Annotated in this window: 12 protein-coding genes; 5 read left to right on the top strand and 7 right to left on the bottom strand. The window is 67.8% G+C overall.

The genetic code is table 11. The annotated features are described in order from the left end of the window. Nucleotides 1-124 precede the first annotated feature (124 nt). Complete coding sequence (locus tag D588_RS0122160) at nt 125-1669, bottom strand: BCCT family transporter (protein ID WP_017908730.1); 1545 nt, start codon at nt 1667-1669, stop codon at nt 125-127. Between the two features lie 167 nt (nt 1670-1836). Here D588_RS0122160 and betI point away from each other — a divergent pair, with 167 nt between their 5' ends. The 5 genes from betI to D588_RS0122135 all read left to right on the top strand — a co-directional run bounded on the left by betI (nt 1837) and on the right by D588_RS0122135 (nt 8647). Continuing rightward, the gene (gene betI, locus D588_RS0122155; RefSeq protein WP_017913893.1) at nt 1837-2427 is read left to right on the top strand and encodes a transcriptional regulator BetI; all 591 of its coding nucleotides are present in this window, start codon (nt 1837-1839) and stop codon (nt 2425-2427) included. Nucleotides 2428-2466: 39 nt separating this feature from the next. Continuing rightward, nucleotides 2467-3939 (top strand): betaine-aldehyde dehydrogenase, encoded by a 1473-nt coding sequence (gene betB, locus D588_RS0122150; RefSeq protein WP_017913892.1) that lies wholly within the window; start codon nt 2467-2469, stop codon nt 3937-3939. Nucleotides 3940-4029: 90 nt separating this feature from the next. Then, the gene (gene betA / locus D588_RS0122145; RefSeq protein ID WP_017917558.1) at nt 4030-5712 is read left to right on the top strand and encodes a choline dehydrogenase; all 1683 of its coding nucleotides are present in this window, start codon (nt 4030-4032) and stop codon (nt 5710-5712) included. A 230-nt stretch (nt 5713-5942) separates the two neighbouring features. Continuing rightward, complete coding sequence (locus D588_RS0122140) at nt 5943-7628, top strand: long-chain fatty acid--CoA ligase (protein WP_017917557.1); 1686 nt, start codon at nt 5943-5945, stop codon at nt 7626-7628. Between the two features lie 149 nt (nt 7629-7777). Next, a complete protein-coding gene (locus D588_RS0122135; RefSeq protein ID WP_017917556.1) occupies nt 7778-8647 on the top strand; it encodes a crotonase/enoyl-CoA hydratase family protein in 870 nt (289 codons plus the stop codon). 66 nt (nt 8648-8713) lie between these two features. Here the strand turns inward: D588_RS0122135 and D588_RS0122130 are convergent, their stop codons facing one another. From D588_RS0122130 to D588_RS0122105, 6 genes are all read right to left on the bottom strand, one after another. After that, entirely contained in the window at nt 8714-10891 is a 2178-nt protein-coding gene (locus tag D588_RS0122130) for an ATP-binding protein (RefSeq protein ID WP_017917555.1), read from the bottom strand. Nucleotide 10892: 1 nt separating this feature from the next. Continuing rightward, entirely contained in the window at nt 10893-12029 is a 1137-nt protein-coding gene (locus D588_RS0122125; protein ID WP_043086876.1) for a two-component system response regulator, read from the bottom strand. 147 nt (nt 12030-12176) lie between these two features. Next, complete coding sequence (lysS, locus tag D588_RS0122120; protein ID WP_017917554.1) at nt 12177-13694, bottom strand: lysine--tRNA ligase; 1518 nt, start codon at nt 13692-13694, stop codon at nt 12177-12179. Between the two features lie 94 nt (nt 13695-13788). Continuing rightward, nucleotides 13789-14914, bottom strand: a protein-coding gene (gene prfB, locus D588_RS0122115) for a peptide chain release factor 2 (RefSeq protein ID WP_100224025.1) whose coding sequence is annotated in 2 segments (ribosomal slippage) — nt 13789-14838 and nt 14840-14914 — 1125 coding nt in all. Because the reading frame shifts where the segments join, the coding sequence is not laid out codon by codon here. Between the two features lie 68 nt (nt 14915-14982). Continuing rightward, nucleotides 14983-15879, bottom strand: coding sequence for a LytTR family DNA-binding domain-containing protein (locus tag D588_RS0122110; RefSeq protein WP_026143995.1), 897 nt, complete (start codon nt 15877-15879; stop codon nt 14983-14985). Between the two features lie 50 nt (nt 15880-15929). Then, a partial coding sequence (locus tag D588_RS0122105) for a DUF2135 domain-containing protein (RefSeq protein ID WP_017917552.1) occupies nt 15930-16865 on the bottom strand: 936 nt, incomplete at its 5' end.

The raw sequence follows: 16865 nt of genomic DNA, 5'->3' as shown, positions 1-16865 counted from the left end.
CTCGCCCACCACGGCGGCCTGCTGCAGTACGTGCTGCGTCAGTTGGCTGCGCGCCGATCCGCCCGCGGGTGTCCGACAGCGGAAGCCCGGCCCCCGCGACTGCGCGGGGGCGCTGCGCGGTGGCTCAGGGCGCGTCCTCGTCGCTGCGCAAGGCGCGCAGCAAGCCGATCATGTACAGCACCAGGATGAACGAGAACGGCAGGCCGCACAGCACCACCGCGGTCTGCATCGCGGTGAAGTTGCCGGCCAGCAGCAGTCCGATGCTGGCCACCGTGATGCCCGCCGCCCAGAACACGCGCAGCCAGATCGGCGCATCGTGCTCGTCCTCCGTGCCGCCCTCGACCCGACGCGTACACAGGTTGGCGATCATCAAGGTGCCCGAATCCACCGGGGTCAGGAACAGCACGAAGCCGATCACCACCGCGGCGCCGGCCACGTACGGCGCGGCGGGCAGATATTCCAGCAGCTTGAACAGGGTCATCGCCGCATCGTGCTGCGCCACCTGGCCCAGAACCGCCTGGCCATGGTTGAGCACCAGATCGATCGCGGTGTTGCCGAAGATCGACAACCACGCCAGGGTGAAACCCAGCGGGATCAGCAACACCCCCAGAATCACCTCGCGAATGGTGCGGCCGCGCGAGATCCGGGCGACGAACAGCCCCACGAACGGCGCCCAGGCGATCCACCACGCCCAATAGAACAGCGTCCACGAGCCGAGCCAGGTGCGCCCGTTGCGATCGTTGAGATACATCTCGAAGCTCTTGCGCACGAACGCGGCCAGATAGTCGCCGGTGTTCTGCACCAGGCCGTCCAGCAGGTGCAGGGTCGGCCCGGTGCACAGCACGAACAGCAGCAGCACGCACAGCAGGCGCACATTGAGGTTGGACAGCCAGGCGATGCCCTTCTCCACCCCGGCGACCACGCCCAGCGTCGCCACCGCCATCATCGCCAGCACGATCAGCACCAGCACCTGCGGGGTATTGGGCAGGCCGAACAGGTAGACCAGGCCCGATTGCAGCACCAGCGCGCCGATGCCCAGGTTGGTGACCATGGAGATCAGCGTGGCCAGGATGCCGAAGCCATCCACCATGTCGCCGATGCGGCCATGCACGCGGTCGCCGAAGACCGGCTGCAATGCCGAGCGCAACGCCAGCGGCAGGTTGCGGCGATAGGCGAAATACCCCAGCGCCACGCCCACCAGCGCGTACAGCGCCCAGCCGTGCAGCCCCCAGTGCAGAAAGGTCAGCACCAGCGCCTCGCGCGCGGCCGCCGCGGTGCCGCCAGGCTGTCCGGGCGGGCTCAGGAAATGATCCAGCGGCTCGTAGGCACCGTAGTACAGCAGCGCGATGCCGATACCGGCGGAAAACAGCATCGACACCCAGGCCACGTAGCCGAACGCCGGCACTTCGTCGTTGCGGCCCAGGCGGATGCGCCCGTACGGCGAAGCCGCCAGCCACAGCACGAACCCCAGGCACGCCACGATCAACACCATGTACCACCAGCCGAAACCGGCCGACACCCCGGCCTGCGCCCATTGCAGCCAGTGTTCGCTGGCCTCGGGGAAGAGCACGGTGAGCAGCCCGAGCACGCCGATGGACAGCGATGCGCTGAAGAACACGAAGCGATTCAGGCGCAGGGCCGAGCGCTTGGGAGGAGCCTGGAAAGACATGCAGTTGTCTCATCGGTCCGGATGGGCGCATGGGCAAGGCCGGACCGGAAACCGGGCCCATGGCGTGGGGGCGGGTGCATCGTATGGTTTATTGATTGAACGTTCAATCAATAAAAAGCATAATGGCCGCCAGCCGATCCCGTGGGATCGAAGACCGTGGAGCCGCGATGCCCAAGAAAGGCGTGGAACCGATCCGCCGCGAGCAGCTGATCCGTGCCACTTTCCAGACCATCGACGAGATCGGCATGGCCGATGCGACCGTCGCCACCATCGCCAGGAAGGCCGGGCTTTCCAGCGGCATCGTCGCCCACTACTTCGGCGACAAGGACGGCCTGCTCAATGCCGCGATGCGGCAGATCCTGCGCGATCTGCGCGCCGCGGTGTCGCGCTGCCGCGGCGCGTCCGAGGACACCCCGCGTGCGCAACTGCGCGCCATCGTCGATGGCAATTTCGACGACAGCCAGGTCAACGGCGCGGCCATGCGCGTCTGGCTGACCTTCTGGGCCGCGAGCATGCACCAGCCGGAACTGGCGCGGCTGCAGCGGGCCAACGATCAGCGCCTGTTCTCCAACCTGTGCCATCAGTTCAACCGGGCGCTGCCGCGGGCGCAGGCGCGCCAGTCCGCGCGCGGGCTGGCCGCGATGATCGACGGCCTGTGGTTGCGCGGCAGCCTGGTCGGCGCCGCCTTCGATACCGGCAAGGCGCAGCGCATCGCCTACGAATACATCGACTTCCAACTGCGGGCCGACACGCCCTGACGCGTGCCTGCCGCGCCCACCGCCTTTCCAGGAGCCCCCATGACCGCCCTTCCCGTCCAACAGCTCTACATCCACGGTCGCCTGGTCGATGCCAGCAGCGGCAGGACCTTCCAGACCGTCAATCCGGCCAACGGCCAGGTCCTGGCCGAGGTGCAGATCGCCAGCCAGGCCGACGTCGAGCGCGCCGTGCAGAGCGCGGCCGCAGGCCAGAAGGTCTGGGCCGCGATGACCGCGATGGAGCGCTCGCGCATCCTGCGCCGCGCCGTGGATCTGCTGCGCGCGCGCAACGACGCCCTGGCCCGGCTGGAAACCCTGGACACCGGCAAGGCGCTGAGCGAGACCACCAGCGTGGACATCGTCACCGGCGCCGACGTCCTGGAGTACTACGCCGGCCTGGCCACCGCGATCGAAGGCATCCAGTTGCCGCTGCGCGCATCGAGCTTCTTCTACACCCGCCGCGAGCCGCTGGGCGTGGTCGCCGGCATCGGTGCCTGGAACTATCCGATCCAGATCGCCCTGTGGAAATCGGCCCCGGCGCTGGCCGCGGGCAACGCGATGGTGTTCAAGCCGTCCGAAGTCACCCCGCTGAGCGTGCTGGAGCTGGCCAAGCTCTACACCGAGGCCGGCGTGCCGGACGGCGTGTTCAACGTGGTGCAGGGCCCGGGCCGCGAGATCGGCAACTGGCTGACCGAGCATCCGGCGATCGAGAAGATCTCCTTCACCGGCGGCGTGGCCACCGGCAAGAAGGTGATGGCCGCCGCGGCCGCCTCCTCGCTGAAGGAAGTGACCATGGAACTGGGCGGCAAGTCGCCGTTGCTGATCTGCGACGACGCCGACCTGGACCGCGCCGCCGACATCGCGGTGATGGCCAACTTCTTCAGCTCCGGCCAGGTCTGCACCAACGGCACCCGCGTGTTCGTGCCGCGCCGCATGCTGGCCGCGTTCGAGGCGGCGCTGGTCGAGCGCGTGCAGCGCATCCGCATCGGCGACCCGATGGCGGCCGCCACCAACTTCGGCCCGCTGACCAGCTTTGCGCACATGGAGAATGTGCTGCGCTACATCGACAGCGGTAAGGCCGAAGGCGCGCGCCTGCTGATCGGCGGCGGCCGCGCCAGCGCAGGCGCGCTGGCCGACGGTGCCTACGTGCTGCCGACCGTGTTCTCCGACTGCCGCGACGACATGCGCATCGTCAGGGAAGAGATCTTCGGGCCGGTGATGAGCCTGCTCGCCTACGACGACGAGGAAGAGGCGATCCGCCGCGCCAACGCCACCAGCTTCGGCCTGGCCGCCGGCGTGGTCAGCAAGGACATCAGCCGCGCCCACCGCATCATCCACCGCCTGGAAGCCGGCATCTGCTGGATCAACACCTGGGGCGAATCGCCGGCCGAAATGCCGGTCGGCGGCTACAAGGAATCGGGCGTCGGCCGCGAGAACGGCCTCTCGACCCTGGCCCACTACACCCGCGTCAAGTCGGTGCAGGTCGAACTGGGCGACTACGCCAGCGTGTTCTGAGCCGCGCCCCCCTCGTCCGGCCGACGCGCCGATCCGACCTTCCGCCGGGACGCCTGCGCGCAGCGCGCCCCGGCCTGCTGGAGAACCGTCATGAAGACTGCCCAAGCGTACGACTACATCATCATCGGCGCCGGCTCGGCCGGCAACGTGCTGGCCACGCGGCTGACCGAGGATGCCGATGTCAGCGTGCTGTTGCTGGAAGCCGGCGGCCCCGACTACCGCCTCGACTTCCGCACCCAGATGCCGGCCGCGCTGGCCTTCCCGCTGCAGGGCCGGCGCTACAACTGGGCGTACAAGACCGACCCGGAGCCGTTCATGAACCACCGCCGCATGGACTGCGGCCGCGGCAAGGGCCTGGGCGGCTCCTCGTTGATCAACGGCATGTGCTACATCCGCGGCAACGCGATGGACTACGACAACTGGGCCGGCATGCCGGGCCTGGAAGACTGGACCTACCTGGACTGCCTGCCCTATTTCCGCAAGGCCGAAACCCGCGACATCGGTGCCAACGACTACCACGGCGGCGACGGTCCGCTGCGCGTGACCACGCCAAAGTCCGGCAACAACCCCCTGTTCGCGGCGATGATCGAAGCCGGCGTGCAGGCCGGCTACCCGCGCACCGACGACCTCAACGGCTACCAGCAGGAAGGCTTCGGCCCGATGGACCGCACGGTGACGCCGCACGGGCGCCGCTCCAGCACCGCACGCGGCTACCTGGATCTGGCCAGATCGCGGCCGAACCTGACCATCGTCACCCACGCGCTGACCGACCGCATCCTGTTCTCCGGCAAACGCGCCATCGGCGTGCAGTGGCTGCGCAACGACGTGCTGCAGCGCGCCACCGCCCGCCGCGAAGTGCTGCTGTGCGGCGGCGCCATCGCCTCGCCGCAGATCCTGCAGCGCTCCGGCGTCGGCCCGGCCGACCTGTTGCGCGGGCTGGACATCGAGCTGGTCCACCACCTGCCCGGCGTCGGCGCCAACCTGCAGGATCACCTGGAAATGTACCTGCAGTACGAATGCAGGCAGCCGGTGTCGCTGGCACCGGCGCTGAAGCTGTACAACCAGCCGGCGATCGGTGCGCAATGGCTGTTCCTGGGCACCGGCATCGGCGCCAGCAATCAGTTCGAGGCCGGCGGCTTCATCCGCAGCCACGAGGACTTCGCCTGGCCGAACCTGCAGTACCACTTCCTGCCGGTGGCGATCAATTACAACGGCTCCAACCCGATCAAGACGCACAGCTTCCAGATGCACGTGGGGTCGATGCGCTCGCCCAGCCGCGGCCGCATCCACATCGTCTCCAAGGACCCGCGTCAGCATCCGAGCATCCTGTTCAACTACATGTCGCAAGAACAGGACTGGCGCGAGTTCCGCGCCGCGGTGCGGATCACCCGCGAGATCTTCGCGCAGCCGGCGCTGGCGGCGTACAGCGGCCGCGAGATCTCGCCGGGGAGCGAACTGCGCAGCGACGCGCAGATCGACGCGTTCGTGCGCGAACACGCAGAGACCGCCTACCACCCGTCGTGCTCGAACAAGATGGGCCACGCCGACGATCCGATGGCGGTGGTGGACGGCCAGGGACGCGTGCACGGCCTCGAAGGCCTGCGCATCGTCGATGCCTCGATCATGCCGCAGGTGGTGACCGGCAATCTCAACGCGCCGACGATCATGATCGCCGAGAAGCTGGCCGACCGCATCCGCGGCCGCCAGGCGCTGCCACGCAGCACCGCGCCGTACTACGTCGCCGATGGCGCACCGGTGCGCCGCACGCGCTGAGCCGGACCTAACCCGCAGTGGCGCTGCCGCCGGGCTGCGCGTGGCAGCATTGCTCGGGCCGGCACCGCCCACGCGCGCGCGCCAGTGGTGGCCGCGCGCCGCCGACGCGGCGCCGCAGCCTGCGGCCCTGCCCTGTTCGCCTTTGCCCTACGGAACGGTATGCTGCTGTCGTCGGTTCTGATGGATACTGTCCGCGCCGCACACATCACTACGTTTCCTGGAGGGGGAATATGAGTCTGGATCGTCCGTGGTTGCAGAGTTATCCGGCCGGCGTTGGCGCCGACATCAACGTCGACGAGTACCGCTCCGTCGCCGCGGTGTTCGAAAGCTCCGTGGCCAAGTTCGGAGACCGCCCCGCCTACTGCAACTTCGGCAAGACCCTGACCTACCGCGAGGCCGGCGAACTGGCCCGGCAATTCGCCGGCTACCTGCTGGGCGAACTGCAGCTCAAGAAAGGCGACCGCGTCGCCCTGATGATGCCCAACTGCCTGCAGTACCCCATCGCCACCTTCGGCGTGCTGCTGGCCGGCATGACCGTGGTCAACGTCAATCCGCTGTACACCCCGCGCGAACTGCGCCACCAGCTGATCGACTCCGGCGCCAGCGCCCTGGTGGTGATCGACAACTTCGGTACCACCGTGCAGGAAGTGCTCGCCGATACCCCCGTCAAACAGGTCATCACCACCGGCCTGGGCGACATGCTGGGCTTCCCCAAGGGCCCGCTGGTCAACTTCGTGCTGAAGTACGTCAAGAAGCTGGTGCCGGACTACGACATCCCCAACGCGATCCGCTTCCGCGACGCGCTGACGCTGGGCCGCCTGCACACGCTGCCTCAGATCGACATCGAACCGGACGACATCGCCTTCCTGCAGTACACCGGCGGCACCACCGGCGTGGCCAAGGGCGCGATGCTGACCCACCGCAACCTGGTCGCCAACATGCTGCAGGCCGGCGCCTGGATCTCGGCGACCGGCAAGCTGGAGGAAGGCAAGGAAGTCATCATCACCGCGCTGCCGCTGTACCACATCTTCGCGCTGACCGCGAACGGGCTGGTCTTCATGAAGCTCGGCGGGCTCAACCACCTGATCAGCAATCCGCGCGACATGCCGGGCTTCGTCAAGGAGCTGCAGAAGACCCGCTTCACCGCCTTCACCGGCGTCAACACCCTGTTCAACGGCCTGCTCAACACCCCCGGCTTCGACAAGGTGGATTTCTCCTCGCTGAAGTTCACCCTCGGCGGCGGCATGGCGGTGCAACGCGCGGTGGCCGAGCGCTGGAAGCAGGTCACCGGGGTCACCCTGGTCGAAGCCTACGGCCTCACCGAGACCTCGCCGGCGGCCTGCATCAACCCGCTGACCCTGACCGAATACAACGGCGCGATCGGCCTGCCGATCCCGTCCACCGACGCCTGCGTCAAGGACGACCAGGGCCAGGTCCTCGCCCATGGCGAGGTCGGCGAGCTGTGCATCCGCGGGCCGCAGGTGATGAAGGGCTATTGGCGCCGTCCGGAGGAAACCGCCAGCGCCATCGACGCCGACGGCTGGCTGCACACCGGCGACATGGCGCGGATGGATCCGCAGGGCTTCTTCTATATCGTCGACCGCAAGAAGGACATGATCCTGGTGTCCGGCTTCAACGTGTATCCGAACGAGGTCGAGGACGTCATCGCGATGATGCCCGGCGTGCTGGAAGTGGCCGCGGTCGGTGTGCCGGACGAAAAATCCGGCGAGGCGGTCAAGGTGGTGATCGTGAAGAAGGACCCCAACCTGACCGCCGAGGAGGTGAAGGCGCACGCCCGCGCCAACCTCACCGGCTACAAGCATCCGCGCATCGTCGAGTTCCGCAAGGAGTTGCCCAAGACCAACGTGGGCAAGATCCTGCGGCGCGAACTGCGCGACGCGCCGCCGCCGCAATAAGCAGGTCCGACGGGCACCCACGCGGCGCCCGTGCAGGCGCTGGCGGGGCGAGTTCCGGCCGCGGCACCCGGGTGTAGCATCCGCCGAGTGGAAACGCACTCGCCCGCTGCGCCACGCCATCTCCGCGGGCGTCTTTCCGAGAGCCCGCCATGAGCACGATCGACACGCTGCCCCGTACCCGCGCCTACTCCAGCATCCGCATCGATGCGGACGGCGACGACGATAGCCATTGGCTGTACATGCATGCGAATCCGCAACTCGGAACGCGTCCCTGCTTCCATAGCCAGATGCTCGATGACGTCCTGGCAGCGCTGGAGGTCATGACGACGCGATCGCAGGCGCCCAGGAAGAGCGTGCTGCAGCATCTGGTCATCGCCTCGGACGCCAATGTCTTCAACCTCGGCGGCGATCTCGCGCTTTTTTCCGACCTCATCCGCCGCAAGGACCGTGCGCAACTGCTCGACTACGCCTATCGCTGCGTCAGCGGCGTCCACCAACTGCATCGCGGCCTGTCGGGCGATGTGCGCACCATCGCCCTGCTGCAGGGCGATACGCTGGGCGGGGGGCTTGAGATGGCGTTGGCCTGCCACACCATCGTTGCGGAGGAAGGCGTCACCATGGGCTTGCCCGAGGCGATTTTCGGGCTGATTCCCGGCATGGGCGCTTATTCGTTCCTGTGCAAGCGGGTCGCTCCGCATGTCGCCGAACGGATCATTCTGAGCGCCGACCTCTACAGCAGCGAGCAGATGCATGCGATGGGCATCGTCGATGTGCTGGTCCCGCGGAATCAGGGCATCGACCGCGTGAAGCAACTCATCCACGACCAGCGCCGCAACCCGCAGTCGTACCTGGCGATGAACGCCGTGCGCAATCTGGCGCAACCCGTGACGCTGCAGGAACTGCAGGCGATCACCGACATCTGGGTCGACTCCGCGTTGGCGTTGGACGAGAAATCGCTGCGCACGATGGATCGGCTGGTACGCGCGCAGACCAGGCGTGCGCGGGACGTCGCAGCCTAGGGCAAGACGTCAGCGGTCTGCGATCAGTGGTCGGCCCGGTGCCATGCCCGGGCCCTACTGCGGGCGTCAGCGCAGCTCGTTCTCTTCGGAACTGGCGCTGCGGCGCGCGCGCGCCTCGAGTACTTCCCTGCCCTCGGTCAGACTGGCATTGAGTGCCATCAATCGGGAGCGCCATTCGCTGCGCATCTGCCATTCCGCCATCTGCATCAGTTCGCCACCGAGGCTGGCCAACCGGATCAGACCCAGATTGCTCGCCACGCCCTTGATCGCGTGGGCATGTTCGCGCAGGCGTTCCCAATGCTCCGCGTCGCCTGCGATCTGCATGCCGCCCAGACAGCCTTCGGCGTCGTTGAGGCACTGCGAAATGAATTCGCGCTCGAATCCCTCGCCCATGCCCAGCCCCGCCAGTTCGTCGAGCACAGAGGAATCCAGCACCCCTTCGGCGGTGGCACTCAACTGCCTGACCTGAGCCTCGCCCGAACCGCGCAGACGTCCTTCCACCGCGATGTCGGCCAGGGTATCCAGCAAACGGCTGGCCACCACCGGCTTGGCCAGGAACGTGTGCGCACCGGCCTGCTCGCAACGCTGGATCGCATCGGGCGTGACGTCCGCGCTGAGCACCACCACAGGCGTCCGCGGGCCGCCGGCCTGCATGATCCGCAACTGCTTCAGCATGTCCAATCCGCTCATGCCCGGCATGTGCAGATCGACGATGACCCCGTCGAACTCGCTCTCCGCCAAGGCGTCCAGCACCGATTCGGCCCCTTCGACGCAGATCGGACGGTGACCGGCCTTCTGCAGCAGGCGCTGCAGCACCATGCGATTGGCGGCATGATCGTCGGCCACCAGAATGCGCATGCTGCGGATGCGTGCACGGTGGCGCAGGAAGGGATCGGAAAAGGCGATGACGTTCCCGGGCTGACCGTTTTCCTCGGGATGTTCGGCGGCAGCCGCTTCCGTTTCCGGCGCTTCCTCGACGCTGCTCGCAGCGATCTCGAAAGGCAGATCGAACCAGAACCGGCTGCCGCGCGGCAGGTTCTCCTGATAGCCGATACTGCCGCCCATCGATTCCACCAGGCCTTTGGCGATCGTGGTCCCTAGCCCGGTGCCCTCGTAGCGCCGGGCCAGCCCCACATCCGCCTGCTCGAACGCATCGAACAACCGCGATCGCATCGATTCCGGCACCCCGATACCGGTATCGACAATATCGAAACTCAGCCACGTCCGCTCCGCGTCGCTGCGCAGCAGCTTGACCCGCACGTCGACGCGACCGGAATCGGTGAACTTGATCGCGTTCCCGGCCAGATTCAGCAGCACCTGGCGCAGGTGACCCGCGTCGCCCAGCAGATGGTTCGGCGCTTCGGCAGCGATGTCGACGAAATAGCCGATCGCCTTGGCCCGCGCCTGCGGCTGCAGGATCAGCCCGATCTGCTCCACGGTCTCGCGCAGCGAGAAGGCGCTCTTGTCGACGCGGACCTTTCCGGCCTCGATGGCGGAGATGTCCAGCACCTCTTCCACCAGCGAGAGCAGGCTCTTGGCAGAGGCCTGGATGGTGCTGACGCACTCGCGCTGCTCGGCATCGAGCCTGGTTGTCGACAGCACCTCGGTCATGCCCGAGAGGCCATTGAGCGGCGTGCGGAACTCATGGCTCATGTTGGCCAGAAAGCGGCTCTTCGCCTCGTTGGCGCGCTGCGCTTCCTTGGTGGCCTGGGTCAACTGCCGCAGCAGCCCAGACAGATAGAGCGGCACCGCCAGCAGGCCGACGACCAGACCGATCCCCAGCCCAAGGTTGTTGCGCCAGTAGGGTGTCACCAGCACGGTGGTGCCGAAGCTGGTCACCCCCATGGCCACCGCCAGATACAGATACCGGTTGCCGTAGCGCAAACCGTTGCCGACCGTCACCCACAGCACCACGACGTACATCCAGGCCAGCGGCTCGCCCATGCCGATCATGGCCGCGGCGATCAGGCCGTAGTCGGCGATCATGCCGATGATCCGTCGCGTGTCGCAACGCTCCGGCCGCCACAGCAGCCAGGCCAGCACGCCCAGCGACAGCACCAGACCGGACGACACCACGGCGACCACGTTCAAATACTCGCGCATCGGCAAGGTCGCGCGCGGACCCGGCAGCAACACGTAGCTCAGGATGATGGAGATCAGGACGATTCGCACCAGGGCCTGCGCATGCTCGGTATCCTTGCGCTCCGCGAACCGTTGCCGCACCCACGTGATCGCCGAGGTCATGTCAGACTCCTGGTCGCGCCGAGGCGGTGGAGAATTTCTCGCAGATCACCTGCAGCTGCTCGCGGCCGCGGAACAGCGCGTCCACGCAGCGCGGGTCGAACAGGCGACCGCGCTGGGCGTAGAGATAGGCCAGCGTCGCATCCATGGTCCAGGCTTCCTTGTAGGGGCGCGGCGAGATCAGCGCGTCGAACACGTCGGCGACCGCCACGATCCGCGCTTCCAGCGGAATCGCCTCGCCGACCAGGCCGTCCGGGTAGCCGCTGCCGTCGTAGCGCTCATGGTGGCGCAGGGCGATCAGCGCGCCGACCTGAATGAAACGGTTCTGGCTGCCGCTGAGCAGTTCGTAGCCGATGCGCGGGTGCATGCGCATCACCGCCATCTCGTCCTCGTTGAGCTTGCCCGGCTTGAGCAGCACCGCGTCGGGAATGGCGATCTTGCCCATGTCGTGCAGGCTCGCGGCCATCTCGATGACCCGCACCTCGTCCTCGGACAGGCCCAGTTGCTCGGCGATCAGCCCGGCCACGTGCGCCATGCGTTCCAGGTAGGCGCTGGTGCCGACGTCGCGGTACTCGATGGCCCGCGCCAGCCGCGACAGGGTCTCGCGCTCGCGTTCCTCGACCTCGCGCATGCTGGCCAGCAGGCGCTGCTCCAGCGACATCGCGCGCTGCTTGATGTTCTCGCTCTGCAGCCGCAGCTGCAGCAGGTTGTGGCAACGCGCGCGCAGCTCGCGCGGGCGGATCGGCTTGACCAGGAAGTCGATCACCCCCGCTTCCAGCGCCGCCTGGCGGATCGGCTCGTCGCCGACCACGGTGATCAGGATGATCGGGATGTCGCGGTGCTTGGGCAGCCGGCGCAGGCGCCGCGCGAACTCCAGCCCGTCCATGCCCGGCATGCGGTAGTCGAGCAGCAACAGGTCGACCTTGCCGGCCTCGCACCAGGCCAGCGCGGCCTGCGAGTCGCCGAAGTCGCGCACGGTCAGTTCCGGGGCGATGTCCTCGATGACATGCCGCAGCATCGTCCGCGCGGAGGTTTGATCGTCGACGATGACGATGTTCAAACGATTGTCGCTTCCGTCCGCCCAGTGGAGACGGTCCCCGTTCGAGGACGCGCCGGAGAGGCTCATGCTGGCATCATGCATCTGCAATCCTCCGCCCGTCGCATCTGCGCGGGCTGCTGAGACGACAACGGGAACGCGCCGACGCTGACTCACCCCGGCCCGTCCACCTCACTTCCTTTTGCGTGCAACGCCTGGTGCAAGAACCGCGCCACCTCGTCCGCGGCTAGGTTAAGCCTCCGGACGCATGTACGGAAACAGCAGCACGTCACGGATCGAGCTGCTGCCGGTGAGCAACATTACCAGTCGGTCGATGCCGATGCCCAGGCCGCCGGTCGGCGGCAGCCCGACTTCCAGCGCCCGGATGTAGTCGGCGTCGAAATGCATGGCCTCGTCGTCGCCCCCATCCTTCGCCGCCACCTGGGCCTGGAACCGCGCCGCCTGGTCTTCCGGGTCGTTGAGCTCGGAGAAGCCGTTGGCGATTTCCTTGCCATTGATGAACAGCTCGAAGCGGTCGGTATAGCCCGGCTCGGTGTCGCTGGAGCGGGCCAGCGGCGACACCTCGACCGGGTGGTCGGTGATGAAGGTCGGCTGGATCAGGGTGTGCTCGACCGTGGCCTCGAAGATCTCCAGCAGCAGCTTGCCCCAGCCGTAGGACGGCTTGGTGCGGATCTTCAGCCGCTCGCAATGGCGCAGCAGGGCCTCGCGGTCGGTGCAGTCGGCGGCGCTGATCTCCGGGTTGTGGTGGCGCACCGCCTCGTCCATGCGCCAGCGGCGGAACGCCGGCGCCAGGTCGATGTCGGCGCCGTCCCAGTGCACCTGGGTGGTGCCCAGCACCTCGCGGGCGACGTCGCGGATGACGTTCTCGGTCAGGTCCATCACCTCGTGGTACGTGGCGTAGGCCTCGTACAGCTCCATCATGGTGAATTCCGGATTGTGCCGGGTGCTGACGCCTTCGTTGCGGAAATTGCGGTTGATTTCGTAGACCCGTTCCAGGCCGCCGACCACCAGGCGCTTCAGGTACAGCTCCGGGGCCACCCGCAGGTACAGGTCCAGGTCCAGGGCGTTGTGGTGGGTGGTGAACGGCTTTGCCGTGGCGCCGCCGGGGATGTAATGCATCATCGGCGTCTCCACTTCCAGGAAGCGGCGCGCGTCCAGCCAGGCGCGCATGGCGCGGATGATCTTGGAGCGCTTGACGAACACCTCGCGCGCCTCCGGCGACACGATCAGGTCGACGTAGCGCTGGCGGTAGCGCTGCTCCACGTCCGACAGGCCATGCCACTTGTCCGGCAGCGGCCGCAGCGCCTTGGTCAGCAGCCGCAGGCCAGTGGCCTTGACCGACAGCTCGCCGGTCTTGGTGCGGGTCAGCCCGCCTTCCACGCCGATGATGTCGCCGATGTCCCAGCCCTTGAAGGCGTCGTAGGCCTCGCCCAGGGCGTTGGCCTGCAGGAACAGCTGGATGCGCCCGGACTCGTCCTGCAGTTGCACGAAGCTGGCCTTGCCCATCACCCGCTTGGCCAGCAGGCGCCCGGCCAGGCGCAGGCTGCGGCCCTGGGCCTCCAGCGCCTCGGCGGTCCAGCGCTCGGTGTCGGCGAACTCGGCCTGCAGATCGCCGGCGAAGTCGCTGCGGCGGAAATCGTTCGGATAGGCCACGCCCTGCGCGCGCAGCGCGGCGAGTTTGGCGCGCCGTTCGGCGATGAGGCTGTTCTCGTCGACGGGAAGGGACGGCGCGGGGGTCTGCTCGGTCATGGGATGGGGGATGCGTGAGGAAGGGAAAGAATGCACCAGCCGGCGGGCCGTGTGCCGCCGCACGGCCTCCGTCGCCAGGACGGAGGCCGCCGGTTCAGGCGTCGCTGCGTTTCGCGCCGGCTTCCAGGCCGGACTTGAGGCTGGCCTCGACGAACTCGTCCAGGTCGCCGTCGAGCACCTTCTGGGTGTCCGAACGCTCCACGCCGGTGCGCAGGTCCTTGATCCGGCTCTGGTCGAGCACGTAGTTGCGGATCTGGCTGCCCCAGCCGATGTCGGACTTGGTCGCCTCCACCGCATCGCGCTCGGCGTTGCGCTTCTGGATCTCCAGCTCGTACAGCTTGGCGGCCAGCATCTTCATCGCGTTGTCGCGGTTCTGGTGCTGGCTGCGCCCGGTCTGGCAGGCCACCACGATGCCGGTGGGCACGTGGGTGATGCGCACCGCCGACTCGGTCTTGTTGACGTGCTGGCCGCCCGCGCCGGAGGACCGGTACACGTCGGTCTTCAGATCGGCCGGGTTGATGTCGATGTCGATGTTGTCGTCCACTTCCGGCGACACGAACACCGAGGTGAAGCTGGTATGGCGGCGGTTGTCCGAGTCGAACGGCGACTTGCGCACCAGCCGGTGCACGCCGGTCTCGGTCTTCAGCCAGCCGTAGGCGAAGTCGCCCTCCACGCGCAGCGTGGCGGACTTGATGCCGGCCACTTCGCCGCCGGAGACTTCCATCAGCTCGGTCTTCCAGCCGCGCGACTCGCACCAGCGCAGGTACATGCGCAGCAGGATCTCGGCCCAGTCCTGGGCCTCGGTGCCGCCGGCGCCGGCCTGGATGTCGACGAAGGCGTTGCTGGCGTCCATCTGCCCGGAGAACATGCGCTGGAACTCCAGCTTCTCCACCTGCGCCTGGAAGCGGTCGACGTCGGCCAGCACCGCCTGCGCGGTGGCTTCGTCGTTCTCGCTCTCGGCCAGTTCCAGGAATTCCAGCGACTCGTTCAGGCCATCGAGCACGCTGGCGATGCCGCCGACGGTCTTCTCCAGGCTGGCGCGTTCACGGCCCAGGCCCTGGGCGCGCTCGGGGTCGTTCCAGACGTCGGGGCTTTCCAGCTCCCGGGTGACTTCCTCTAGACGCTCCTTCTTGGCGTCGTAGTCAAAGAAACCCCCGTAGCGACAGCACCCGATCGGACAGATCGGCGATGCGGTGGCGAATCGGATTGAGTTCGATCATTGCGGCGTTTCCGGCAGACAAGAGCGCGATTCTAGCAATTCCGGCCGCCGCGCCACAGCGCCGCCGGACTACTCGACGGTCGCCGCCTCGCCCTCCCCGGCCGCCACGCGCAGCGCGGCGCGGTAGCGGCGGCTGCACGGCACCTGGCTGCCGTCGCGCAGGTGCACCCGCGCCTCGCCCGCCTCCAGCGGCTCGATCGAGACCACGCTGGCCAGGTTGACGATGTAGCTGCGGTGGATGCGCACGAACCGCGCCGGGTCCAGCCGCGCCTCGATCGCGGCCATGGTGCTGCGCAGCGGGTAGTCGTGGCCGCGCACGCGCAGGTTGACGTAGTTGCCGGCGGCCTGCAGCCACTCGATGTCGGCCGCGGCGACCAGGAAATCGCGGCCCAGCTTGCGCACCAGGAAGCGCTCCGGCCGTTCCAGCGAGCCCACCGGCGGGCCGGCGTCGGGCGCGCCGAGCAGCGCCGCCTCGCCCTGCCAGCGCCGCAACAGGAACCGGTACATCTCCACGCACAGCGCGATCGAGGCCAGGCTGCGCACGTCCTTGAGGTATTCGTAGGCCAGCCCCTGCGGCCATGGCCCGAAGTCGTACTGCTGGCCCTGCAGGCGGTAGACCAGGCTGCGCAGGGCGACCATCCCCACCACGTGCAGCACCGACAGCGCCACGCTGCCCAGCAGGTAGCCCGGCAGCCGGCGCCGCCAGGTGTCCCAGTGCAGCGGGTAGCGCCGGGTCAGCAGCACCACCAGCGGCACGATCAGCAGGAACATCAGTTGGCTGGACCACTCCCAGACCACCGGCTCCCATGCGGCGAAATGCAGCCCGGTGGTGCGGATGTCGATCAGCACCGTGATGCTGTTGGCGGTGGCGTTGATCAGGGTCAGCGCGACCCAGAAGCCGATCTCGAAACTGCGGCGCCAGGGCTGGAAACGGGAATAGGCGCTGGCGCCGGAGGGGTCTGACATCGGCAAAGTGTAGCGCGCCGGCATGACCGCACCGGCGCGCCCCGGGCGGATCAGCGCACGTCGAACTCGCCGACCAGCACCGTCTCCTTGCGCTCGGTCAGGCGCAGCGTCACCTGCTGGTCGCGCTGCGCGGCCGTACCCCAGCCCGTGCTCAGTTGCAGATGCAAGGTGGTGGCACCGGTGACCAGCGGCTGGCGCTCGCCGAAGAAGTTCGCTTCCACCTTGTACTTGCCGGGCTTGGCGGTGCGCAGCGAGAACTCCTCCGGCCCGTAGCCGCCGGTGAAGTCCGGCGACAGCTGGCCGCCCTGGTAGGTCGCGCGGTTTCCGTAAAAGCAGCGCTCGCCATTGGGGTCGGTCACCCACAGGTCCATGTCGCTGTTGTCGCTGTCCCAGTTCAGCACCACGCGCAGGTCCAGCGGCAGGTTGCGCAGCAGCCGTGGATCGACGACGCCGGTGTCCAGCGGCCGCGGCGCCCGCGCCACGATCGCGTTCAGTTCGTTGAGCGCGATCATGCTCACCCCGTCGAAGCGCGTGTCCCAGTCGCGCACCACCACCTGGTACAGCTGTGCGATCGCCGCCTGCGCGTCGCCGCGCGCGGCATAGGCCAGGCCCAGGTCGCGGAAACTCTGCGGCTCCTCTTCGCCCAGCCGCAGCACCTGCTCGAACACCGGCACCGCCAGGTCGGCGCGACCGGCCTGCAGCAGCCGGTAGCCGAGCACGCGCAGCACGTGGCGATTTTCCAGTTGCAGCTCGGCCAGGTTGGAGAGCACCCGCAGGGCCAGGTCGCGCTGGCCGCGCTCGAACAGCACATCGGCCACATCCAGGTAGAACGCCACGCTGTCGGCGTGCGCCGCGCGTTCGCTCAGGTACAGCGGATACACCGCGTCCTCCGCGGCCGCCCGCAGGCGCCGCGCATACGGCGAATCCGGCTGCCAGGGCTGCAGCATCAGGGAGATCGTGGCGGGCTCCGAACCAAGCTTCGGCAC

Origin of the sequence: Xanthomonas sp. SHU 308, from assembly GCF_000364645.1 — a bacterium.
In the GTDB taxonomy this organism is placed as follows: Bacteria; Pseudomonadota; Gammaproteobacteria; order Xanthomonadales; family Xanthomonadaceae; genus Xanthomonas_A; species Xanthomonas_A sontii.
This window is presented reverse-complemented; position numbering and strand designations above follow the sequence as displayed.